20 protein-coding genes are annotated in these 23,531 nt (G+C 67.7%); 10 read left to right on the plus strand and 10 right to left on the minus strand.

Translation table 11 applies throughout. The features are described 5' to 3' along the window. Positions 1–101: 101 nt before the first annotated feature. Both BCEP18194_RS19460 and icd read right to left on the minus strand, forming a co-directional pair. On the minus strand, positions 102–2,330 hold the full coding sequence (locus tag BCEP18194_RS19460; protein WP_011352968.1) for an NADP-dependent isocitrate dehydrogenase: 2,229 nt from the start codon (positions 2,328–2,330) through the stop codon (positions 102–104). Positions 2,331–2,609: 279 nt separating this feature from the next. Beyond that, a complete protein-coding gene (gene icd / locus BCEP18194_RS19465) occupies positions 2,610–3,866 on the minus strand; it encodes an NADP-dependent isocitrate dehydrogenase (RefSeq protein ID WP_006478026.1) in 1,257 nt (418 codons plus the stop codon). A 277-nt stretch (positions 3,867–4,143) separates the two neighbouring features. On the opposite strand from icd, the gene BCEP18194_RS19475 reads away from it, so the two are divergent. From BCEP18194_RS19475 to BCEP18194_RS19490, 5 genes are all read left to right on the plus strand, one after another. Beyond that, positions 4,144–4,722 (plus strand): pseudouridine synthase, encoded by a 579-nt coding sequence (locus BCEP18194_RS19475; protein ID WP_011352969.1) that lies wholly within the window; start codon positions 4,144–4,146, stop codon positions 4,720–4,722. A gap of 281 nt (positions 4,723–5,003) precedes the next feature. Continuing rightward, entirely contained in the window at positions 5,004–5,219 is a 216-nt protein-coding gene (locus tag BCEP18194_RS39925; RefSeq protein WP_011352970.1) for a hypothetical protein, read from the plus strand. 160 nt (positions 5,220–5,379) lie between these two features. Continuing rightward, positions 5,380–5,880, plus strand: a complete 501-nt coding sequence (locus BCEP18194_RS19480; RefSeq protein ID WP_011352971.1) for a DUF192 domain-containing protein — start codon at positions 5,380–5,382, stop codon at positions 5,878–5,880. A 217-nt stretch (positions 5,881–6,097) separates the two neighbouring features. Continuing rightward, on the plus strand, positions 6,098–8,203 hold the full coding sequence (gene fusA / locus BCEP18194_RS19485; RefSeq protein WP_011352972.1) for an elongation factor G: 2,106 nt from the start codon (positions 6,098–6,100) through the stop codon (positions 8,201–8,203). A 163-nt stretch (positions 8,204–8,366) separates the two neighbouring features. Continuing rightward, positions 8,367–9,377 (plus strand): HoxN/HupN/NixA family nickel/cobalt transporter, encoded by a 1,011-nt coding sequence (locus tag BCEP18194_RS19490; protein WP_041493121.1) that lies wholly within the window; start codon positions 8,367–8,369, stop codon positions 9,375–9,377. Between the two features lie 1,117 nt (positions 9,378–10,494). Here BCEP18194_RS19490 and BCEP18194_RS42455 read toward each other — a convergent pair. Next, complete coding sequence (locus BCEP18194_RS42455; RefSeq protein ID WP_157687195.1) at positions 10,495–11,325, minus strand: hypothetical protein; 831 nt, start codon at positions 11,323–11,325, stop codon at positions 10,495–10,497. A gap of 60 nt (positions 11,326–11,385) precedes the next feature. After that, positions 11,386–12,231 (minus strand): aldo/keto reductase, encoded by an 846-nt coding sequence (locus BCEP18194_RS19500; protein ID WP_011352975.1) that lies wholly within the window; start codon positions 12,229–12,231, stop codon positions 11,386–11,388. A gap of 166 nt (positions 12,232–12,397) precedes the next feature. On the opposite strand from BCEP18194_RS19500, the gene BCEP18194_RS19505 reads away from it, so the two are divergent. Further along, positions 12,398–13,144: a GntR family transcriptional regulator gene (locus tag BCEP18194_RS19505; protein ID WP_011352976.1), complete on the plus strand. Its 747-nt coding sequence runs from the start codon at positions 12,398–12,400 to the stop codon at positions 13,142–13,144. Between the two features lie 21 nt (positions 13,145–13,165). Here the strand turns inward: BCEP18194_RS19505 and BCEP18194_RS19510 are convergent, their stop codons facing one another. Beyond that, positions 13,166–14,557: a CoA transferase gene (locus BCEP18194_RS19510; protein WP_011352977.1), complete on the minus strand. Its 1,392-nt coding sequence runs from the start codon at positions 14,555–14,557 to the stop codon at positions 13,166–13,168. 449 nt (positions 14,558–15,006) lie between these two features. Then, positions 15,007–15,330 (minus strand): DUF2917 domain-containing protein, encoded by a 324-nt coding sequence (locus tag BCEP18194_RS19515; protein WP_011352978.1) that lies wholly within the window; start codon positions 15,328–15,330, stop codon positions 15,007–15,009. A 218-nt stretch (positions 15,331–15,548) separates the two neighbouring features. On the opposite strand from BCEP18194_RS19515, the gene mdtD reads away from it, so the two are divergent. Next, positions 15,549–16,985 (plus strand): multidrug transporter subunit MdtD, encoded by a 1,437-nt coding sequence (mdtD, locus tag BCEP18194_RS19520; RefSeq protein WP_041492932.1) that lies wholly within the window; start codon positions 15,549–15,551, stop codon positions 16,983–16,985. A 189-nt stretch (positions 16,986–17,174) separates the two neighbouring features. Next, positions 17,175–18,449 carry an EAL domain-containing protein gene (locus tag BCEP18194_RS19525; RefSeq protein WP_011352980.1) on the plus strand — a complete coding sequence of 425 codons (1,275 nt, stop codon included), beginning with the start codon at positions 17,175–17,177 and terminating at the stop codon, positions 18,447–18,449. Positions 18,450–18,471: 22 nt separating this feature from the next. Here the strand turns inward: BCEP18194_RS19525 and BCEP18194_RS19530 are convergent, their stop codons facing one another. From BCEP18194_RS19530 to BCEP18194_RS19540, 3 genes are all read right to left on the minus strand, one after another. Then, complete coding sequence (locus BCEP18194_RS19530; RefSeq protein ID WP_011352981.1) at positions 18,472–19,074, minus strand: class I SAM-dependent methyltransferase; 603 nt, start codon at positions 19,072–19,074, stop codon at positions 18,472–18,474. 92 nt (positions 19,075–19,166) lie between these two features. Beyond that, positions 19,167–20,213, minus strand: a complete 1,047-nt coding sequence (locus BCEP18194_RS19535; RefSeq protein WP_011352982.1) for a 2-dehydropantoate 2-reductase — start codon at positions 20,211–20,213, stop codon at positions 19,167–19,169. After that, positions 20,206–20,730: a DUF962 domain-containing protein gene (locus BCEP18194_RS19540; protein WP_011352983.1), complete on the minus strand. Its 525-nt coding sequence runs from the start codon at positions 20,728–20,730 to the stop codon at positions 20,206–20,208. The genes BCEP18194_RS19535 and BCEP18194_RS19540 overlap by 8 nt, the downstream gene beginning before the upstream one ends. Before the next feature lie 81 nt (positions 20,731–20,811). Here BCEP18194_RS19540 and BCEP18194_RS19545 point away from each other — a divergent pair, with 81 nt between their 5' ends. Both BCEP18194_RS19545 and chrA read left to right on the plus strand, forming a co-directional pair. Beyond that, entirely contained in the window at positions 20,812–21,519 is a 708-nt protein-coding gene (locus tag BCEP18194_RS19545) for a Crp/Fnr family transcriptional regulator (RefSeq protein WP_011352984.1), read from the plus strand. 86 nt (positions 21,520–21,605) lie between these two features. Then, on the plus strand, positions 21,606–22,817 hold the full coding sequence (chrA, locus tag BCEP18194_RS19550; protein WP_011352985.1) for a chromate efflux transporter: 1,212 nt from the start codon (positions 21,606–21,608) through the stop codon (positions 22,815–22,817). A 108-nt stretch (positions 22,818–22,925) separates the two neighbouring features. Here chrA and sodB read toward each other — a convergent pair whose 3' ends face one another. Continuing rightward, positions 22,926–23,504: a superoxide dismutase [Fe] gene (gene sodB, locus BCEP18194_RS19555; RefSeq protein ID WP_011352986.1), complete on the minus strand. Its 579-nt coding sequence runs from the start codon at positions 23,502–23,504 to the stop codon at positions 22,926–22,928. Positions 23,505–23,531: the final 27 nt, after the last annotated feature.

Here is a 23,531-nt window from a genome sequence, read left to right on the forward strand (position 1 = left end):
CGCCCCGGGCGTCCGGGGCGTTTTTCTTTTGTAGCCGGCGGCAGGCAGCAATGCCCGCCGCACTGGCACACGCATCGGCCCGCGCGATCGCGCGGCCTGCGTCAGGCGACCGCGTCGACGATGCCGTTCAGCGTCGCGCTCGGGCGCATGGCCTGGCTCGTCAGGTCAACGTTCGGACGGTAGTAGCCGCCGATCGCCTGCGCCTTGCCCTGCGCGGCCGCCAGTTCTTCCAGGATGCGCGCTTCGCTGTCGGACAGCGCCTTCGCCACACCTTCGAACTGCGCCTTCAGCGCTGCGTCCTCGGTCTGCTCGGCCAGCGCCTGCGCCCAGTACAGGCACAGGTAGAAGTGGCTGCCGCGGTTGTCGAGGCCGCCGACCTTGCGCGCCGGCGACTTGTTCTCGTCCAGGAACTTGCCGGTCGCCTGGTCGAGCGTCTTCGCGAGCACGACCGCCTTCGGGTTCTGGTAGGCATTGCCAAGGTGTTCGAGCGACGCGGCCAGCGCGAGGAATTCGCCGAGCGAATCCCAGCGCAGGAAGCCTTCCTCGACGAACTGCTGCACGTGCTTCGGCGCCGAACCGCCCGCACCCGTTTCGAACATCCCGCCGCCGGCCATCAGCGGCACGATCGACAGCATCTTCGCGCTGGTGCCGAGTTCCATGATCGGGAACAGGTCGGTCAGGTAGTCGCGCAGGACGTTGCCGGTGACCGAGATCGTGTCCTTGCCCGCACGGATGCGCTCGAGCGAGAAACGCGTCGCGTCGACCGGCGTCATCACGCGGATGTCGAGGCCGTTCGTGTCGTGATCCTTCAGGTAACGCTCGACCTTCGCGATGATCTGCGCGTCGTGCGCGCGCGCCGGATCGAGCCAGAACACGGCCGGTGCGCCGGTCGCGCGTGCGCGGTTGACCGCGAGCTTGACCCAGTCCTGCACCGGTGCGTCCTTCGTCTGGCACATGCGCCAGATGTCGCCCGCTTCCACTGCATGCTCGAGCAGCACGTTGCCCGCTTCGTCGGTGACGCGCACGACGCCGTCTGCCGGGATCTGGAACGTCTTGTCGTGCGAACCGTATTCTTCAGCCGCCTGCGCCATCAGGCCGACGTTCGGCACGCTGCCCATCGTGACCGGATCGAACGCGCCATGCTGCTTGCAGTCCTCGATCACGGCCTGGTAGACACCTGCGTAGCAACGGTCCGGAATCACGGCCTTCGCGTCGTACAGCTGGCCGTCCGGGCCCCACATGCCGCCCGAGTCGCGGATCATCGCCGGCATCGATGCGTCGACGATCACGTCGCTCGGCACGTGCAGGTTCGTGATGCCCTTGTCCGAGTTGACCATCGCCAGGCGCGGACGCACGGCGTATTCCGCCTTGACGTCGGCTTCGATCGCTTCGCGCGTATCGGCCGGCAGGTCCTTCAGGCGTGCGTACAGGTCGCCGATCCCGTTGTTCGGGTTGAAGCCGACCTGCGCCAGCACGTCAGCGTGCTTCGCGAGCACATCGCGGTAGAACACCGACACGAAGTGGCCGAACAGGATCGGGTCCGAGACCTTCATCATGGTCGCCTTCAGGTGCACCGAGAACAGCACGTCCTGGGCCTTCGCATCCGCGATCTGCGCGTCGATGAAGCTGCGCAGCGCATTGCGGCTCATCACCGATGCGTCGATCACTTCACCGGCCTTCACGGCCGTCTTTTCCTTCAGTACCTTCTTCGCGCCGTCGGCCGTCGTGAGTTCGATCTTCACGCTGCCGGCATCGGCGATCAGCACCGACTTCTCGCTGCCGTAGAAGTCGCCTTCGCTCATGTGCGCAACGTGCGCCTTCGACGTGGCCTTCCACGCGCCCATCTTGTGCGGATGCTTGCGTGCGTAATTCTTGACCGACAGCGGCGCGCGGCGGTCGGAGTTGCCTTCGCGCAGCACCGGGTTCACCGCGCTGCCCTTGATCTTGTCGTAGCGGGCCTTGACCGCCTTCTCTTCGTCCGTCGACGGATCTTCCGGATAGGCCGGCAGCTGGAAGCCCTGCGCCTGCAGTTCGGCGATCGCGGCCTTCAGCTGCGGCACCGATGCGCTGATGTTCGGCAGCTTGATGATGTTCGCTTCCGGCTTCAGCGTGAGCTGGCCCAGTTCGGCCAGATCGTCGGAACCCTTCTGCTCGGGCTGCAGGACGTCTGCGAATGCCGCGATGATGCGGCCGGCGAGCGAGATGTCGCGCGTTTCGACGGCGACGCCGGACGAGCGCGTGAAGGCCTTGACGATCGGCAGCAGCGAATAGGTCGCGAGCGCGGGCGCTTCGTCAGTGAGGGTGTAGATGATCTTGGGCGAAGTGGACATGGTCGATGCGTTGCTACGTGAAAATTTGGACTGAGAACGCCGGCGGGTAACCGGCGGGGAGCGACCGGGTCGGTCGCGAAAGGGGCACGCCGGCTCAGCCGGGCGATGGTGTTGCGAGGGCCGTCATGTTCTACCTTGCAGGGCTCCGGGCCGCATCGCGACGCCGCGGCCCGCATGCCGGACCGCCCTGCCAACAAACCTGCCATCCACGAAACGCTCCGGCGCCGGCAGTAGGCGCCGGGGCGGCCGGACATGCGCCGGCCCACCCCGGAAGGGGACTTACATGTTCTCGATCAGCACTTCACCGAAGCCCGAGCACGACACCTGCGTCGCACCTTCCATCAAGCGCGCGAAATCGTACGTGACGCGCTTCTGCAGGATCGACTTCTCCATCGCGGCGATGATCGTGTCGGCCGCTTCCGTCCAGCCGAGGTGGCGCAGCATCATTTCCGCCGACAGGATCTCGGAACCGGGGTTCACGTAATCCTTGCCTGCGTACTTCGGTGCGGTGCCGTGCGTCGCTTCGAACATCGCGACCGAATCCGACAGGTTCGCGCCCGGCGCGATCCCGATGCCGCCGACCTGCGCGGCCAGCGCGTCGGAGATGTAGTCGCCGTTCAGGTTCAGCGTGGCGATCACGTCGTATTCGGCCGGGCGCAGCAGGATCTGCTGCAGGAACGCATCGGCGATCGAATCCTTGATCACGATCTCGTTGCCCGTCTTCGGGTTCTTCACGCGCATCCACGGGCCGCCGTCGATCAGCTCGCCGCCGAATTCCTTCTGTGCAAGCGCGTAGCCGGCGTCACGGAACAGGCCTTCCGTGAACTTCATGATGTTGCCCTTGTGCACCAGCGTGACCGACTTGCGATCGTTGTCGATCGCGTACTGGATCGCCTTGCGCACGAGACGCTCGGTGCCTTCGGTCGACACGGGCTTGACGCCGATCCCCGAGGTTTCCGGGAAGCGGATCTTCTTCACGCCCATCTCGTCCTGCAGGAACTTGATCACCTTCTTCGCCTGCTCGGAGCCCGCGGCCCATTCGATGCCCGCGTAGATGTCTTCCGAGTTCTCGCGGAAGATCACCATGTCGATCTTTTGCGGCTCGCGCACCGGCGACGGCACGCCCTTGAAGTACTGGACCGGGCGCAGGCACACGTACAGGTCGAGTTCCTGGCGCAGCGCGACGTTCAGCGAACGGATGCCGCCGCCGACCGGGGTCGTGAGCGGCCCCTTGATCGACACCACGTATTCCTTCAGCACCTGCAGCGTTTCGTCCGGGAGCCACACGTCCGGACCGTACACCTTCGTCGCCTTCTCGCCCGCGAAAATCTCCATCCAGTGGATCTTGCGCTTGCCCTTGTAGGCATGCGCGACCGCCGCGTCGACGACCTTGATCATGACCGGCGTGATATCGAAGCCCGTACCGTCGCCTTCGATATAGGGAATGATCGGCTGATCGGAAACGTTGAGCGAGAAGTCCTTGTTGACGGTGATCTTGTCACCGCCTTCCGGAACCTTGATGTGCTGATACGGCATGATCGACTCCAGTGACGTGGCTGAGCAGGTGATGCTGGTCGAAGCTGCGCGCGCGGCGGGGGCGCGGCATGGCCACCCCGTGACGGCAACAGCGAGCCGCTATTCTAGCGCCCCAACCGGGCACTTCGGCATGAAGCGCGGCACTGCGTATCAAGACCCCACTTATGTCTTATATAAGACAGAGGACTTGCCGTTCCGTATTATGCATTAAGATTCCGCCATTTGCCATAGACCGCCCGCCCCCGCTTCCCGCGGCGCGCCGGGCGGACGCCCCGCCATGAACCTGATCGCCCTCAACAAACCGTTCGGCACGATTTGCCAGTTTTCCGCGCACGAGACGCGCCCGTCGCTCGGCGACTGGGTAAAAACGCCCGGCGTCTACGCGGCCGGCCGGCTGGACGCGGACAGCGAGGGGCTGCTGCTGCTCACCGACGACGGCGCGCTGCAGGCGCGCATCGCCGAGCCGCGCCACAAGCTCGTCAAGCGCTACTGGGCACAGGTCGAGGGCGCGCCCGGCCCCACCGACCTGAAGGCGCTCGCGCGCGGCGTCGACCTCGGCGACTACGTGACGCGTCCGTGCCGCGCCGAATTCATCGAACCGCCCGACACGCTGTGGCCGCGCAATCCGCCGATCCGCTACCGCGCCGCGATCCCGACGACGTGGATCGAGCTTGCGATCACCGAGGGCAAGAACCGGCAGGTGCGCCGGATGACGGCGGCCGTCGGCTTCCCGACGTTGCGCCTGGTGCGTGTCGGCGTCGGCGCACTGGATATATTCGCACTCGGCATTGCACCGGGAGAAACAATCGCGCTGCCGCCGCGCGCGCCGTGGGATGGTTTCGCGCCCGCCGGATGACGAATTCGGGACGGGCGAATTTTTCGTCATCTTTTTCGTCAACCGCCTGCGAAGATCGCGCGTTAAACCACGCAGATGCCAACCTTAGCTATCCGGCATTGGCAGCCGAACCCGTGTTTGCGTCACGAAAGCGACGTTTTTATCGAATACGATTCGGCGCCCGCAGCGCAATGAGAAATTTCTCGAAGCGTCTGTCAACCGAAAGGTGGATGGCACCGTTAGACGACATGACTCCTATTGCCGGGTCATTTGGTTAATTAACTAAAGCTGAGGAACACAACATGAACAAACTGATCGCCGCTCTGGTCGCTGGCCTCTTCGCAACGGCTGCTTTCGCACAAGCATCGGCTCCGGAAGCTGCTCCGGCTGCTGCTGAAGCTGCTTCGGCACCGGCTAAGCACGCTGCTAAGAAGCACCACGCAGCTAAGAAGCACCACAAGGCATCGAAGAAGGCTGCAGCAAGCGACGCAGCAGCACCGGCAGCTGCTTCGAACTAAGTAAGCTTGCTGTAATAACGCAGTCAAGAACACGCAGTCTTGCCGTTCTTACGGCGTTGAAAGGCAGATCACCGCAAGGCGATCTGCCTTTTTCTTTTTTGTGCCCGTGAGCACGCATCGCGTACCATGCGGGTCTTGTTTTCCAGATAGGAGCCTTGCTGTGCAATTCTCCCTGCGCTCGTCGCTCGGCCGCCTTGCGCGCGCCGCCGTGTTTCCCGCCGCGCTCGCCGTCATGGCGTTCGGCATGCAGGCCGCCAGCGCGCAAGTGCCGCCCGGCGCCAAGCAGCCGAGCGAATTCCCGCGCGTGAAGCTGCGCGCCGGCATGTACGTGATCGACGCGGCCGTCGCCGCGAACGACCCCGACCGCGAACAGGGGCTGATGTACCGTTCGCAGCTCGCGCCGAACGAAGGCATGCTGTTCGTGTTCAACGAGAACGCGGTGCACTGCTTCTGGATGAAGAACACGCTGATCCCGCTGTCGATCGCGTTCATTCGCGCGGACGGCACGATCACCGACATCGACGAGATGAAGGCCGAGACGACCGACAACCACTGCCCGCGCAACAACGGCGTCTATGCGCTCGAAATGAGCAAGGGCTGGTTCGCGGCGAAGGGCATCAAGCCCGGCATGAAGCTCGAAGGCCTGCCGCAGGCCCAGTAACGGCCATCGCCGCGGCGTCGCGCCGCGTACCGACCGAAGCCGGCCGCCCGTTGCGCGCCGGCTTTTTTTTCGCCCGCCGGCGGTGACACCCGGCTTGATTCCGCCGGCGCCGGCCGCATCTGCAAAAGCCACGCGCAAGCGCTATGCTTTAAGTCTCGCTTGTCCAGACCGGGCCGGCACCGCCAGCCCGCTTACATCCGAACCCAAGGAGGTTCACGTGCCCCGCAAAACCCCCATCGAGCGCTATCGCAATATCGGGATCAGCGCTCACATCGATGCCGGCAAAACCACGACGACCGAGCGCATCCTGTTTTACACCGGCGTGAGCCACAAGATCGGTGAAGTGCACGACGGCGCGGCCACGATGGACTGGATGGAGCAGGAGCAGGAACGCGGCATCACGATCACGTCGGCTGCGACTACGGCCTTCTGGAAGGGCATGGCCGGTAACTATCCGGAGCACCGGATCAACATCATCGACACGCCCGGGCACGTCGACTTCACGATCGAAGTCGAGCGCTCGATGCGCGTGCTCGACGGCGCGTGCATGGTCTACGACTCGGTCGGCGGCGTGCAGCCGCAGTCCGAAACCGTCTGGCGCCAGGCCAACAAGTACAAGGTGCCGCGCATCGCGTTCGTCAACAAGATGGACCGCATCGGCGCCGATTTCTTCCGCGTGCAGAAGCAGATCGGCGAGCGCCTGAAGGGTGTCGCCGTGCCGATCCAGATTCCGATCGGTGCGGAAGATCATTTCCAGGGCGTCGTCGATCTCGTGAAGATGAAGGCGATCGTGTGGGACGACGAAAGCCAGGGCGTGAAGTTCACGTACGAGGACATCCCGGCGAACCTCGCCGAGCTCGCACACGAATGGCGCGAGAAGATGGTCGAGGCCGCGGCGGAAGCGAGCGAGGAACTGCTCGAGAAGTACCTGCACGACCATGAATCGCTCACCGAGGACGAGATCAAGGCCGCGCTGCGCAAGCGCACGATCGCGAACGAGATCGTGCCGATGCTGTGCGGCAGCGCGTTCAAGAACAAGGGCGTGCAGGCGATGCTCGACGCGGTGATCGACTACCTGCCGTCGCCTGCCGACGTGCCCGCGATTCTCGGCCATGACCTGCACGACAAGGAAGCGGAACGTCATCCGAACGACGAGGATCCGTTCTCGTCGCTCGCGTTCAAGATCATGACCGACCCGTTCGTCGGCCAGCTGATCTTCTTCCGCGTGTATTCGGGTGTGGTCGAATCCGGCGACACGGTGCTGAACGCAACGAAGGACAAGAAGGAGCGGCTCGGCCGGATCCTGCAGATGCACGCGAACGAGCGCAAGGAAATCAAGGAAGTGCGCGCGGGCGACATCGCGGCGGCCGTCGGCCTGAAGGAAGCGACCACCGGCGACACGCTGTGCGATCCGGCGCACCCGATCGTGCTCGAACGCATGATTTTCCCGGAGCCGGTGATTTCGCAGGCCGTCGAGCCGAAGACGAAGGCCGACCAGGAAAAGATGGGCCTGGCGCTCAACCGTCTGGCACAGGAAGATCCGTCGTTCCGCGTGCAGACCGACGAAGAATCCGGGCAGACGATCATTTCGGGGATGGGCGAGCTTCACCTCGAAATTCTGGTCGACCGGATGAAGCGTGAATTCGGCGTGGAAGCGACGGTCGGGAAGCCGCAGGTCGCTTATCGCGAGACGGTGCGCACGCCGGCGAAGGACGTCGAAGGCAAGTTCGTCAAGCAGTCGGGCGGCCGCGGCCAGTACGGGCATGCGGTGATTACGCTCGAACCGAACCCCGGCAAGGGCTACGAGTTCGTCGACGCGATCAAGGGCGGCGTGATTCCGCGCGAATACATTCCGTCGGTCGACAAGGGCATCCAGGAAACGCTGAAGAGCGGCGTGCTGGCGGGCTATCCGGTCGTCGACGTGAAGGTCACGCTGACGTTCGGTTCGTACCACGACGTCGACTCGAACGAAAATGCGTTCCGGATGGCCGGTTCGATGGCGTTCAAGGAAGCGATGCGCCGCGCGAAGCCCGTGCTGCTCGAACCGATGATGGCCGTCGAGGTGGAAACGCCCGAAGACTTCATGGGCAACGTGATGGGCGACCTGTCGAGCCGGCGCGGCATCGTGCAGGGGATGGAAGACATCGCGGGCGGCGGCGGCAAGCTCGTACGCGCCGAAGTACCGCTCGCGGAGATGTTCGGCTATTCGACGTCGCTGCGTTCGGCGACGCAGGGCCGCGCGACCTACACGATGGAGTTCAAGCAGTACGCGGAAACGCCGGCCAACGTATCGGAAGGCGTGATCAGCGCGAAAGTGAAGTAAGCGCGGCGCGCTCGCGCGCTGCCGCTTGCAGGCAAGGCCCGTCCGGTTCCGGACGGGCTTTTTTCATTCGGCGCGCGCGGCGTTCGCGGCTTTTTGATCGGCACGCCAGGCATTTTTTTCGCGTGCCACAATGGATCGCGATTCGTCAGATGGAATGATCCCGATGCCGCCCACCCCTGCCCTGCGCCGCCTGCTGATCCTCTATGGCGGCCTGATCGCCGCGAACGCCGCCGTCTTGCTGTGGGCGCTCGCCGTGTTGCGCGATCATCCGTTGCTGCTCGGCACCGCGGCGATCGCGTATGGGCTCGGGCTGCGTCACGCAGTCGACGCCGATCACATCGCCGCGATCGACGTTGCGACGCGCAAGCTGATGCAGGAAGGGCAGCGTCCGGTGAGCGTCGGGCTGTTCTTCTCGCTCGGCCATTCGACGATCGTGATCGCCGCGACGCTCGGCGTCGCGCTGACCGCGTTCGCGCTACGCGACCGGTTCGATGCATTCCGCGAGATCGGCGGCACGATCGGCACGGCGGTGTCGGCCACCTTCCTGCTCGTGCTCGCGTGCGTGAACCTGGTGATCCTGCGCGACGTGTGGCGGCGCTATCGCGGCACGCACGGGCACGCACACGATGCCGCGCATGTGCACCGTCCTGCCGGGCTCGTGTCCCGGCTGCTGCGTCCGTTGTTCCGGTTCGTGTCGAAGAGCTGGCACATGTATCCGGTCGGCGTGCTGTTCGGGCTAGGTTTCGATACTGCAACCGAAATCGGCCTGCTCGCGATTGCCGCCGCGCAGGCGAGCCAGGGGTTGCCGGTCTATACGGTCATGCTGTTTCCCGCGCTTTTCACCGCCGGCATGACGCTGATCGACTCGACCGACAACGTGCTGATGATTCACGCGTACGGCTGGGCGATGGACGATCCGCAGCGCAAGCTGCTCTACAACGCGAGCATCACGTTCGTGTCGGCGGCCGTCGCGCTGGCGATCGGCGGGATCGAGGCAGCCGGCCTGCTGGCCGACAAGCTGTCGCTGACGGGCCCCGTGCGCGACGCGCTCGATGCGCTCGGCGAACGCTTCGGCTCGATCGGCTACGGCATCGTCGCCCTGTTCCTCGTCTGCTGGATCGCGTCGATCCTGTTCCACCGCTGGCAGCGCGCGGCCGATGCGCCTGCGCGCTGAACTTAGCTCAGACGTTTCATTCCGGAAACAAAACTCCCCCGAAGACGTTGCATGCGCCGTCGCACGCTTGCGTGCGCCTTGCGCGACGGGCGCAAGCGGCCGGTGGCACGGATCTCGCAGATAGGGATTCGCACGGCGGGCCCACATGCCGTTTCGCACTCTCGGCTGGCGTCCAGCGCCCGCCCGAACGTGATCGGCTGCCGACAGGACTACGAACCTTTACCGGCCCCCTGCACTACAGGTAGATAGCCGCGCGGCGACGAGGCATCGCGCGCATGGGGAGGCCATGATGCTCAAGACGAAACAACCGTTCCGTACGCCGGGACGGCGCTATCGCGCAACCTTGTTCGCCGCAGCCGCGTTCGCGTGCTGCTGCTCATATGCCGTCGCACAGGATGCGACGCCGGACGCCGCGGCCGATGCAGTTGCCCACGCGGACGCCATCATGACGCTGGTCGACGACGCTTCGCCTTGCGCAGCCAATCCGGCTGCGTGCGCGGTGCATGTCTTCGCCGGCGGACGTGTTGGCGGTAATGGCGTAGGCCCGGGCAGCAATGGCAGCGGCGGCAGCCCCGGTAGCGGAAATGGCAACGGCAGCGGTAGCGGCAACAACGGGAACGGTACCGTCGGGCCCGCTGGCGTCGGCGGAACGACAAGCGGAACATCCGGCGGCACGAGTGGTTCGGGTGGCTCGGGCCGCGGAGGCAATGCGTCTGGCAGCGGGGGTTCGGGTGGTGGTTCTTCCGGGGGTGGCACTTCGGGTGGTGGTACTTCAGGCGGCGGCACTTCCGGTGGCGGTACTTCCGGTGGCGGTACTTCCGGTGGCGGTACTTCCGGTGGTGGTACTTCAGGTGGCGGCACTTCAGGTGGCGGTACTTCGGGTGGCGGTACTTCGGGTGGCGGCACTTCGGGAGGCGGCACTTCAGGTGGCGGTACCTCGGGTGGCGGTACTTCGGGTGGCGGCACTTCAGGTGGCGGTACTTCGGGTGGCGGCACTTCAGGTGGCGGTACTTCGGGTGGCGGTACGTCGGGAGGCGGTACTTCTGGAGGCGGTACTTCTGGAGGCGGTACTTCTGGAGGCGGTACGTCGGGTGGCGGCACTTCGGGAGGCGGTACTTCAGGCACTGGAGGTCATGGCGGACATGGTGGCCATGGCGGTGGCGACGGTGACGGCGGTGGTCACGGCAACGGCGGCCATGGCGACGGTGACGGTGACGGCGGCGGTCACGGCCACGGTGGTGGTCATGGCGACGGTGACGGCGGTGGTCATGGCCACGGTGGTGGTCATGGCGACGGCGATGGCGGTGGTCATGGCAACGGCGGCCACGGCAATGGTGACGGCGGCGGTCACGGCAACGGTGGTGGCCATGGCGACGGCGATGGCGGCGGTCATGGCAACGGCGGCCACGGCAATGGTGACGGCGGCGGTCACGGCAACGGTGGTGGTCATGGCGACGGCGATGGCGGCGGTCATGGCAACGGTGGCCACGGCAATGGCGACGGCGGCGGTCACGGCAACGGCGGTGGCCACGGCGACGGCGATGGCGGCGGTCACGGCAACGGTGGCCACGGCAATGGCGACGGCGGCGGTCACGGCAACGGCGGTGGCCATGGCGACGGCGATGGCGGCGGTCATGGCAACGGCGGCCACGGCAATGGTGACGGCAGCGGTCACGGCAACGGCGGTGGCCACGGCGAGGGCGATGGCGGCGGTCACGGCAACGGTGGCCACGGCAATGGCGACGGCGGCGGTCACGGCAACGGCGGCCATGGCCATGGCCATGGCCATGGCAATGGCGACGGTGGCTCGAGTAACGGCGGCGGCAACGGCGGCCACGGCAATGGCGGTGGCAACGGCAATGGAAATGGCAGTGGCGGCGCCGGCAATGGCGGGGCCAACGGTGTCGGCAACGGCCATGGCACCGGGAACGGCAATGGCGGCGGTCACGGCAACGGCGGATCGTCCGGAGCCAACCACTGACCCGCTGCGTTGCCCGGCCGGGTGTCGTCAGAGCATCTCGAGCGCGCGCTTGCTGCGTGGCGGACGGAAGTACGCGTCAAGCTGCGCGCGCTCGTCATCGCTGAACACGAAATCGAGCGCGGCGCGGTTGTCGCGCACGTGTTCGAGCCGCGACGCCTTCGGGATCGCGAAAACCCCCGGCTGCGCGAGCACCCACGCGAGCGCGACGCGCATCACCGACACCCCGCGCTGCCGCGCGATCTCGTCGAGCGGCGAGCGCTTCGGCAGCCGCCCGTGATCGACCGGGCTGTACGCCATCGCCGGCATCCGGTGCTCGGCAAGCCACGGCAGCAGGTCGAACTCCGGGCCGCGCCGCGCGATGTTGTAGAGGACCTGGTTGGTCGCGCACGCGCCGCCACCGGCTTCATCGACGAGCTCGGCCATGTCGGCCGTATCGAAGTTGCTGACGCCCCAGCGACGAATCTTGCCCGCGCGCTGCAGCGCTTCGAAGCCTTCGATCGTCTCCTCGAGCGGCACCGAGCCACGCCAGTGCAGCAAGTACAGGTCGAGGCGATCGGTCCGCAAGCGCTTGAGGCTCGCATCGCATGCGGCGACGACGCCGCGCCGGCTCGCGTGGTGCGGATAGACCTTGCTGACGAGGAACACGTCGTCGCGCAGGCCCGCGAGCGCCTCGCCGACCAGCTCCTCGGTCGCGCCGTCGCCGTACATCTCGGCCGTATCGACCAGCGTCATCCCGAGCGCGATGCCTTCGCGCAGCGCGGCGATCTCGTCTGCGCGCCGGGCCGGCCGTTCGCCCATTTCCCACGTGCCCAGGCCAAGCTTCGGAATCGTCTCGCCGTCCGGCAGGACGACCGTGGCGATCGTGTCTGTCATGCGTTCCTCGTTGCGGATTCGTGGCCGCGCATCGCGGCCCAGCCATGAAATACGACGCATCAGTGTAGTCAATCGGCGCGCAATTCACCTATTGCACGGCAAAAACCGGCTATAACGGCGCCACGTGATGACTTAGAATGGCCGCAATCAGATCGATACCCACTCCATGAAGGCATCCACGGACGACCGCTGGCAGGACCTGCGCCCCGACCCCGACAACGACACGCCGCTCTACCTGCAGCTCGCCCGCAAGCTCGGCGACGCGATCCACGACAATCGCTGGACAGCCGGCGAGGCATTGCCCTCCGAGCGCGTGCTGTCCGATGCGCTCGGCGTATCGCGCATCACCGCACGCAAGGCGATCGCGCTGCTCGTCGAACAAGGCCTGATTCGCCGCACACAGGGCGCCGGCAATTTCATCCAGCCGCGCTACGAAGATCCGCTGTCGCGACTGTCGAGCTTCAGCGAAATGCTCGAACGGCGCGGCTTCAAGCCGAGCTCGCAATGGCTCGCGCGCGAGATCCAGCCGGCGAACCGTGACGAAGTGATCCAGCTCGGGCTGTCGCCCGCCGCATCGGTCACGCGCCTGAAGCGTCTGCGCCTCGCCGACGGGATCGTGATGGCCGTCGAGAATTCGACGTTTCCCGCGACGCTGATCCCCGATCCGCAGGCGATCGGCGGTTCGCTGTACAGCTATCTCGAAGCACGCGGCACGCCGATCGTGCGCGCGCTGCAGCATTTCCGCGCGGTCAACGCGACCGACGAAATCGCCGAGCAGATGGGCATCGCACCGCACGACGCGCTGCTGCTGATCACACGAATCGGCTATACGTCGGACCAGCGCGCGATCGAACTGACCGATACCTACTGCCGCAACGACTACTACGACTTCGTCGTCGAACTGCGCAAGTAACGCCAGACGCGCCGCCGGCGCTCACAGCCAGCGCGCATCGTCGGTGCCGAGCGGCACGGGCGGGCGCGCAAGCGACGGCGGTGTCGCCGACAACCGCTCGGCCGGCCGCACCGCATCGAGCGTGCCGAACGGCGACGCGATGCGTTCGATCCGGTCGCGCACGTCGGTGCGCGCGAAATCGGGGGCCTGCAGGCCGTCCGGCACGATGCCGAACGACTGCAGCCAGCGTCCCGTCTGCGCGAGCGACAGCCGCACGTGCCAGCTTCCCCCTTCGCGCGCCCGGCGTGCGAGCGCGATCATCGCGCCGAATGCCGCGAGATAACCCGTTGCATGATCGAGCGCCTGGCACGGCAGGTGGCGCGGCCCGTCTGCGTGCGCGGCCTGCTGCTCCTGCCACGCGATCCCGCTCGCCGACTGTACGAGGCTGTCGAAGCCGCGCCGCTGCGCCCACGGCCCCACGTGCCCGTACGCGGATATCGACACGCACACGATGCCGGGCCGCCGCGCCGCCAGCGCTTGCGGCGCGAAACCGCGCGCCGCGAGCGCACCGGGCCGGTACGACTGCAGGAACACATCCGCATCGCGTGCGAGCGCATGCAGCGCATCGCCCCCCGCCGCGTCGCGCAGGTCGATCCACGTCGAACGCTTGCCACGCCCGTTGTCGATCACGAGCGGCGCGATGTTCGGCAGGTGCGGGCCGTTGACGAGCAGCGTCTGCGCGCCGTGCGATGCCAGCGTGCGGCCCGCGACCGGCCCCGCGATGATGCGCGTGAGATCGAGCACGCGCACACCCGTGAGCGGCTGGCCGGCTTCGCCTCGGCCGATCGGCTCGACCGGTGCATCGCCGATCCGCTCGATCTCGAACAGCGGCAGCGACGCGATCGCGCGCGCCTGCTCGAGCGACGCCCACTCGTCAGGTGTTCTGATCAATGCGGCGCACAGCCCGGCGTCGGCCAGCTCAGTATCGAGTGCCGCGCCGTCCCACGCGCGGATCGCCGTGGCGACATCGCCCCGCTGCGCACCGCAGCCGAGTACGTCGAGAATGCCGTTCAGGTGATGCGGGAAGTTCGCGTGCAACTGGATCCAGCGTCCGTCGCCCGTCTCGAAGAAGCCCGTCACCGGATGACGCAACTCCGGCGGCGGGCCATCGTCCACGCGCAGATAGCGTTCACTGCGGAACGCGACGAGCGCATCGCGCACCGACACGTCGACGGATTGCGTGACACCCGTGCGAAGCCGATGGCATTCCGCCGCCGCGAGCCCGGCGGCCGCGATCGTCGCCGCGGCCAGCGTGCCGACCCGGAAGGTCGACGGCAGCGTCGGGTCCTGCCCGGTCACGGTCGCGCGGGCCAGCGCGTCGGGGTCGCCGTGTGCGAGCCGCCACAGATGCGTCAACGCGTGTTCGGGTGTCATGGCGGGACCGGCGGTGGGGAAGACAAGATCGAGTCTAGGATTCACGACAGCCGCGAGCAATCCTGATCGCACGAATCAGCGCATCGCGCGCGGTCGTCTCCCCGGTGCCCCGGCAGAAGCGGCCGACATCACCTCCTCCAGCGCGCAGGAAGCCTGCCGGCATCCTCGATACCGACGTGACCCCGCTGCACATGTGAGCCGCGAACTGCTGCGCTCACTACCGGGTCGCGCAACCAGGCACCGCTGCCATCACGCGGAAAAAGTGCGGCGGCTTGCACGCTGCCGTGCGGACGCGAAACGCTCGCACGGCGGCGCCGAACGTTCGCACGACCGGAACGTAATGAAGCCGGACTCTCAGATCGCAGATCACCGCACGACCGCACTGCCGGCTGCATCACGCCTGCGCTCGAACAGTGCGCGGACGGAGAACTGATCCGGCCCCGGGCGTGCTACGTCGGCAGCGATACGGGCGCATGACGCCGGCCGTCGCGCCACGCGACGAGCGGCTTCCACCACGCCTGCGCGGCGCGCCTCGCCGGCACCTCGAGCGGGCCGAACGCGAACGTCGCACTGTGCGACCCCGCGCTGACCCAGACGCGCATGCCCGGCGTCAGCATCAGCGAATCCCCGACGCCGAGCCAGTGATCGTCGTGCCGCCCCTCGATCGTCACCCAGACTTCACCGTCGGCCACCTCCAGCGAGGTGCGATCGACGATCCGCCACCGACCGGCCGGCTCATCGCCATCGATCACATAAAGTCGCAGTTCGCGCATGGCAGCCTCCTGGTCGCACGGGTCCGATGGCATCAGTATTTCGGACAGTGGCAGCACACGGACAGATACGGATGCAGACACTTTTGGCTGAACTGTACTGGTCGTTCGACGGAGACGGGCACCCGTCGGCCCGACTGCGCACCGCCCTTGCGCCGAACCTGCACGGCGCAATGGCTTTCCCTACAATGTCGGCTGTCCCGCGCCACCATCCCGCCCCCATGTTCCAGCGCCCGCCCGCCGCCGCTCCCGGCGAAAAGAACCTCACCGTGATGCTCTGGCTCGTCGCAACGGGCTTCTTCATGCAGACGCTCGATTCGACGATCGTGAACACGGCGCTGCCGTCGATGGCCGCGAGCCTCGGCGAATCGCCGCTGCGCATGCAGTCGGTCGTGATCGCGTACTCGCTGACGATGGCGGTGATGATCCCCGTATCGGGCTGGCTCGCCGATACCTTCGGCACGCGGCGCGTGTTCTTCAGCGCGATCCTGGTGTTCTCGCTCGGCTCGCTGCTGTGCGCCAACGCGCATACGCTGACGCAGCTCGTCGCGTTCCGCGTCGTGCAGGGCGTCGGCGGCGCGATGCTGCTGCCGGTCGGGCGGCTCGCGGTGCTGCGCACCTTCCCGGCCGAACGCTACCTGCCCGCGCTGTCGTTCGTCGCGATTCCCGGCCTGATCGGCCCGCTGATCGGGCCGACGCTCGGCGGCTGGCTCGTGAAGATCGCGTCGTGGCACTGGATCTTCCTGATCAACGTGCCGGTCGGCGTCGCGGGCTGCATCGCGACCTTCTATTCGATGCCCGATTCGCGCAACCCGGCCGTCGGCCGTTTCGACCTGAAGGGCTATCTGCTGCTGACGATCGGCATGGTCGCGATCTCGCTGTCGCTCGACGGGCTCGCCGATCTCGGGATGCAGCACGCGGCCGTGCTCGTGCTGCTGATCCTGAGCCTTGCATGCTTCGTCGCGTACGGGCTGTATGCGGTGCGCGCGCCGCAACCGATCTTCTCGCTCGAACTGTTCCGGATCCACACGTTCAGCGTCGGGCTGCTCGGCAACCTGTTCGCGCGGATCGGCAGCGGCGCGATGCCGTACCTGATCCCGCTGCTGCTGCAGGTGAGCCTCGGCTACTCGGCGTTCGAGGCCGGGCTGATGATGCTGCCGGTGGCCGCCGCCGGGATGTTCTCGAAGCGGATCATCACGCGCCTGATCACGCGGCACGGCTACCGCAAGGTGCTGCTCGCGAACACGATCATGGTCGGCGTGATGATGGCGAGCTTCGCGCTGATGCGCGACACGGTGCCCGTCTGGGTGAAGGTCGTACATCTCGCGCTGTTCGGCGGCTTCAACTCGATGCAGTTCACCGCGATGAACACGCTGACGCTGAAGGATCTCGGCACGGGCGGCGCGAGCAGCGGCAACAGCCTGTTCTCGCTCGTGCAGATGCTGTCGATGAGCCTCGGCGTCACGGTGGCGGGCGCGCTGCTCGCGACGTTCACGGGCATGCTGCGCACCGTGACGCCGAGCAACACGCTGCCGGCGTTCCATGCGACCTTCATCTGCGTCGGGATCATCACGGCGGCTTCCGCGTGGATCTTCGCGCAGCTCGCGCCCGAGATCCGCAGCACCGCGCGCAAGACCGACCCGTCCGAGCGCGCATGACGCGCGGCGCGCGCCGAACCGGGTCGGCGCGCACCATTGCGGTGCGGCTGGGCCCCGCGATGCGCATCTGAAACACCCGCAATGCCCGCGGCTCGGCCGCGACGCGCCGCCGCACGGGGTACGATACCGTGCACGCTTCTTGCTCGCCTATTCTCTAGGTAAACTGGCAGTCTTCCTTCGGCCGACATCATGAGCATGATCGAAATCGATCCCCCCGGCTTTCAGCCGCCCCGCCCCGTCGCCGGCGACGACGGGAACCGGCGCACCGTGCTGTACGGCGGCTACACCGTGTTCAGCGTGTTCCAGCCCGTTTTCTCGGTGTCGCACCGCCGCGCGATCGGCTATCACGCGTCGCTGCGTGCGCACGACGAGGAAAGCCGCCAGGTGGCGTCGCACGAGGTGTTCACGCAGGCGGCGCGGCGCGGCGACCTGCTCGAACTCGGCCGGCTCGCCGAATCGCTGCATCTCGGCAACTTCCACGCGTTCGACAGCCATGACGAATGGCTCTTCCTGAGCCTGCATCCGGCCGCGCTGATGGATACCGTCTACAGCGACGCGATGCTCGCGAACCTGAAGGCGCTCGGGCTGCCGCCGCATCGCGTCGTGCTCGAAGTGCCCGAACAGGCGGGCGGCGAGACGCCGCGCTACGCGGCGATCGTCGACGGGCTGCGCAAGGCCGGCTTCCTGATCGCGCTCGTCGGGTTCGGCGCGAAGCATTCGAACATCGACCGCGTGTGGCACCTGCACCCCGACATCGTCACGCTCGACCCGGGCATCCTCGCGCAGGCGAGCGAGCACTCACATCTCGAACGCGTGCTGCCGGGGCTCGTGTCGCTGCTGCACGAATCCGGGCAGCTCGTGCTGATGGGCGGGCTCGCGACCGAGCGCGACGCGCTGATCGCGCTCGAGTGCGACGTCGATTTCGTGCAGGGCCAGTACTTCGCGGGGCCGAGCGTCGAACCGGTGCAGCCGCAGGCCGCCGCGGGCTGCATGGATACGCTGTCTGCCGCGTTGCGGCTGCGCGTCGCGGACCGCGAGCGCACCCAGGCGGAACGAGTCGCACCGTACGTCGCGGCGCTCGAGGAAGCCAGCCGCAAGCTCGGCGCGGGCGAGCCGCTCACCGACGCGGCGGCCGTCGTACTCGGGCTGCCCGAGACCGCGCGCTGCTTCCTGCTCGACGCATCGGGCCGCCAGATCGGCGACAACGTGCTCGCACGCGGCAGCGTCTCGCAGCGCGCCAAGCGCTTCCGGCCGCTGCTGCACTCCGAAGGCGCGAGCTGGGAACGCCGCCCGTACTTCATCGACGCGATGCGCGCGCCGGGCCGCGTGCACCTGACGCCGCCCTACCTGTCGATCAACGAGGCGCACCTGTGCGTGACCGCGTCGATCGCCGCGCCGGTCGCGACCGGCATGCAGGTGCTCTGCGTCGACATCAACTGGGAAGCGGCACTCAACCGCGAATGAGCGCGCCGCCGCGCCGCGCTACTTATGCGGCGGCGGCCTTGCGCACGATCAACCGGTGCACGCGCTTGCCGGACGAGGCGCTGACGACCTCGTGCTCGTCGATCACCTGCATGCCGGCGCCAAGCGCCGCCCGCATCCGCGCCGAATCAAGCGGCGTATAGAGGCGGCCGCGCTCGTCGCGCAACGTGCCGTTTCCGGCCACCCGCCAGCTCATGTACAACGTGCCGCCCGGCATCAGGAGTTCGGCCAGCCGCGTGGCGGCGGCCGCCGCGTCCGCCTGCTCGAGATGCATGACGACCGTTTCGCACAGCACGTTGCGAAACGCACCGGACGGCACGCCGGCCAGCGCCGGCAGCGTGGCCAGCTCGAAGGTGAGATCCGGATGGCGGCGCCGCGCCTCGTCGAGCAGCGCGGCGCTTGCGTCGTAGCCGCGCACGTCGAAGCCGCGCGACGCGAGCCAAGCCGTATCGCGCCCCGCGCCGCAGCCGACGTCCGCGGTCGGGCCGGGCGAGAAGTGCTGCTCCAGCAGCGCGTACATGTCGTCGGGCGCAGCCTGGTCGAGCCAGTCCTGCGCGTATTGCGCGGCATGGGCGTCGTAGGCATCGAGAGTCGGGCGATCCACCATGATGACGGCTCCGCATAGGCGTCGTATGACGCACCCCGCATCTTAGCCGTTGCGCACCGCGTGCGGCACCTCGCGCGACGGGCTGCCAGCCCCTACGCGGCCCGCACGTCGCCCGCGCGCGGCACCTGAGCGGTCAGCTCGGCCCACAGCGCCTCGCCGCGCCAGGCCGGGCGCGCCGCCGCGCGTTCCGCGTCGTGCACGAGCGCACACAGTCGCGCATTGACGGGCGCCTGCCCGCCAAAGCGTGCGGCCAGCCGCACGACCTCGCCGTTGATCCACTCGACTTCCGTCGCCCGCCCCGCCGCGAGATCGTCGGACATCGACGAACGCGCGAGCGGATCGATCGCGAGCATCCGGCCGCCGAGCACGCGGAACGCGGGATCGGGCAGGTCGAGCACGGCCGGGATCCACCCGGCCGGCAACGGCGTCAGCCGCGCAGGCCGGATCGCGGCCCGCGCCAGCCAATGCAGCGCTTCGCGCTGCGCAAGCGCAACACAGCGCCGGTACGCGCGTTGTGCGAGTTCGTCGCGCAGCGGCAGGTTCGCGAGCGCGTTGACCGCGTTGTTCAGGTTGAGCAGCAGCTTCGCCCACTGCACGGCCGGCATGTCGCGATGCAGCGCGAGCGGCAGCCCGGCGCGCGCGAATGCACCGGCGAACGGCTGCAGCGTGGGGGACGCTTCGGCCGCCAGCGCACCGGCCGAGCCCTGGTGAAACGCACCGGGCTCACGCTCGATCACGTTGAACGGCACCATGCCGGCCAGCACGGTCGCTTGCGGCAGCACTTCGCGCAGCACGTCGGCGTTGTGCAGGCCGTTCTGGAAGCTGATCACGACCGTGCCGGGCCGCAGCACGCCGGCAAGCTGCGCCGCGGCCTCACGTGTCGCCGCCGATTTCACCGCCACGAGCACAAGCCGCGCGGCTGCCGCAGCCGCCGGATCGGTCTCGAACACGACATCGGCCGGCGCGAGCGTCGCGCGATAGCCGCGCTGGTCGGTCAGCGTCAGCCCGTGCCGATGAATCGCGTCGCCGATCCGTGCGCGGCCGACGAGCGTCACATTCGCGCCCGCCGCCGCGAGCCGTCCGCCGAGATAGCAGCCGACGGCGCCCGCGCCGAACACGCAGACCGGTGCGTCAGACATGCGAATGCGCGCCGCCGTGCACGGGGCCGGCCCGCCGCTCGACTTCGCGGCGCACGTCGGCGCGCAGCCCCGCGAAGAACGCGACCTCGGCCACGACGAACAGCGGCCCGACCATCAGGCCGACCAGATCGTCGACGAACGCGGGCTTGCGCCCTTCGAACCAGTGCCCGACGAACTGCACGATCCAGCCGACGACGAACGCGCCGATGCCGATCGCGAGCCATTGGGCGGTCGGCAGCAACGCGAGCGCCTGCGCAGCCCACAGGCTCAGCGCGAACAGCACGGTCATCACGATCCCGAACCGCAGGTCGAGGCGCAGGTAGAACAGTGCGAACACGACGGCCAGCAGCAGCGCCGGCGACAGCGCGACGCCGGCCGTCATGCCGAGCGCCGGCCGCGACAGCAGCACCTCGACCGCGAATACGATCATCGGAATCCCGACCAGGTGCGTCGCGATGTTGCGCGCGTCGCGATGGTAGGCCGCATACTGGGCAAGATGGTCTTCGAGCGTCTTCATCGCGTCTCCTGGTCGGTGGTTGAGCGCTATGATGCGCGTCACGCCCGAGAACCTCTGTCAGCTACCCGACATCGCGTGCCCATGCCCTCTTCGCTCGCCCCGTACCTGCCGCAGATCGAAGCGAACCCGTGGTTCGCCGCGCTGCCGCCCGCGTTGCGCGCGGACCTGCTCGCCCGCGCGGCGTTGCGCCGGCTGCCGGCCGGCCACGCGCTGTTCCGGCGCGGCGACCCGCCGTGCGGGCTGTACGCGGTACTGGCCGGTTCACTCACGATAGGTGCGGTCGACCCGCAGGGCAAGGAAGCGCTGCTGACGGTCGCCGAGCCCGTCACCTGGTTCGGTGAAATCGCACTATTCGACGGTCAGCCGCGCACGCACGACGCGATCGCACTCGACGACGCGCTGCTGCTGCACGTCCCGCAGGCCGCGCTGCTCGCGATCCTCGACGCGACGCCGCAATACTGGCGGCAGTTCGCGCTGCTGATGGCGCAGAAGCTGCGCCTGAGCTTCCTGACCGTCGAATCGATGAGCGTGATGCCGGCTGCGCAGCGGCTTGCCGCCCGGCTGCTGATGATCGCCGACGGCTACGGCGGGATCAGCGCCGGCCGCACCCATATCCGGCTGTCGCAGGAAAAGCTCGCGGCGATGCTGTCGCTGACGCGGCAGACCACCAACCAGTTGCTGAAGGCGCTGCAGGCCGACGGCGTCGTGCGGCTGCACGTCGGCGAGATCGAGCTCGTCGACGTCGATGCGCTACGGCGCGCGAGCGGGTTGCCCGACAGCCTGCGCTGAGCCCCGGCACCGCCGTCGCGCGGCCTCCCCGCCGTCACCGCGTTGCGCTATCGTGGCGGCTCGTCCGTTCATCCGCCCGCACCGCCTTGAGCACGTCGACCGCCTCCGCTCCCTCCCGCCATCCGTGGCCGGTGTTCGTCGCGTTCCTGCGGCTCGGCCTCACGTCGTTCGGCGGCCCGGTCGCGCATCTCGGCTACTTCCGCACCGAATTCGTCACGCGGCGCGGCTGGCTCACCGAGCGCGCGTACGCGGATCTCGTCGGGCTGTGCCAGTTCCTGCCGGGGCCCGCGAGCAGCCAGGTCGGGATGGCAATCGGCCTCGCGCGCGCCGGCTACGCGGGCATGTTCGCCGCGTGGCTCGGCTTCACGCTGCCGTCCGCGTTGCTGATGATGCTGTTCGCGCTCGGCGTGCATGCGACGGGCGCGCCAATCGAAGCCGGTGCGCTGCACGGGCTGCGCATCGTGTCGGTCGCCGTGATCGCGCAAGCCGTGTGGGGCATGGCACGCACGCTGTGCCCGGATGCACGCCGCGCCACGCTGATGGCCGCGGCCGCCTGCGTCGCGCTGCTCGCGCCGGCCGCGTGGACCCAGGTTGCGGTGATCGTCGCGGCCGGGTTGGCCGGCCTCGTGCTGCTGCCGCAGCCGGCGCGCGGCGCGCACGATCCGTTGCCGCTGCACGTGTCGCCCCGCGCAGGCATGCTGTGGCTCGCGCTGTTCGCGGCGCTCCTCGTGGTGCTCCCGTTCGCGGCCCGCGCGCTGCGCTCCGATACGCTGGCCGTCGTCGATGCGTTCTTCCGCACGGGTGCGCTCGTATTCGGCGGCGGGCACGTCGTGCTGCCACTGCTGCAGGCGGCTGTCGTCGCGCCCGGCTGGGTCGGCGATGCGGCGTTCCTGGCCGGATATGGCGTCACGCAGGCCGTGCCGGGGCCGCTGTTCACGTTTTCGGCGTTCCTTGGCGCATCGCTGCGCAACGCGCCGAACGGCTGGCTCGGTGGCACGATCGCGCTGGTGTCGATCTTCGCGCCGTCGTTCCTGCTGGTGGCCGGCACCGCGCCGTTCTGGGAACGGCTGCGCCGCAGCACACGGATGCAGGCCGCGCTCGCGGGCGTGAACGCGGCCGTCGTCGGGCTGCTGGTCGCGGCGCTCTATCACCCGGTCTGGACCGACACGATCGTGGCGCCGCGCGATCTGGCCGCCGCGCTCGTCGCATTCGTCGCGCTGGTGTTCTGGCGCGTGCCGCCGTGGGCCGTCGTGATCGCGAGCGCCGCGCTCGGCTGGGGGCTCGGCGTCGCGGCCTGACCGGACACGCAGGGCACGTTCCACCTCGACAGAAAACAAAAAAGCCCTCGTTTCGAGGGCTCTTTTTGCGGGGTGCCGCGCGCCGTAGCGGCGCGCAGGCGCCGGACCTTACGCGAAGTTCTTCGCTGCGAAGTCCCAGTTCACGATGTTCCAGAACGCTTCGACGAACTTCGGACGTGCGTTGCGGTAGTCGATGTAGTACGCGTGTTCCCACACGTCGATCGTCAGCAGTGCCTTGTCGGCGGTCGTCAGCGGCGTGGCTGCGTTGCTCGTCGACACGATGTCGAGCGAACCGTCAGCCTTCTTCACGAGCCATGCCCAGCCCGAACCGAACGTGCCGACTGCGGCCTTCGTGAACGCTTCCTTGAATGCGTCGTACGAACCCCACTTCGCGTTGATCGCGTCGCCCAGCGCGCCCGTCGGTGCGCCGCCGCCGTTCGGCGACAGGCTGTTCCAGAAGAACGTGTGGTTCCAGATTTGCGCGGCGTTGTTGAAGATGCCGCCCGACGACTTCTTCACGATCTCTTCCAGCGACAGGTTTTCGAATTCCGTGCCCGGGATCAGATTGTTCAGGTTCGTCACATAAGCCTGATGGTGCTTGCCGTAGTGGTACTGGATCGTCTCGAGCGAGATGGTCGGCGCGAGTGCGTCTTCAGCGTACGGGAGCGGCGGGAGCGTATGAGCCATGGCAATTCCTTCGTTGAGTATGTAGGG

It is taken from the genome of Burkholderia lata (genome assembly GCF_000012945.1).
Taxonomy (GTDB): Bacteria; Pseudomonadota; Gammaproteobacteria; order Burkholderiales; family Burkholderiaceae; genus Burkholderia; species Burkholderia lata.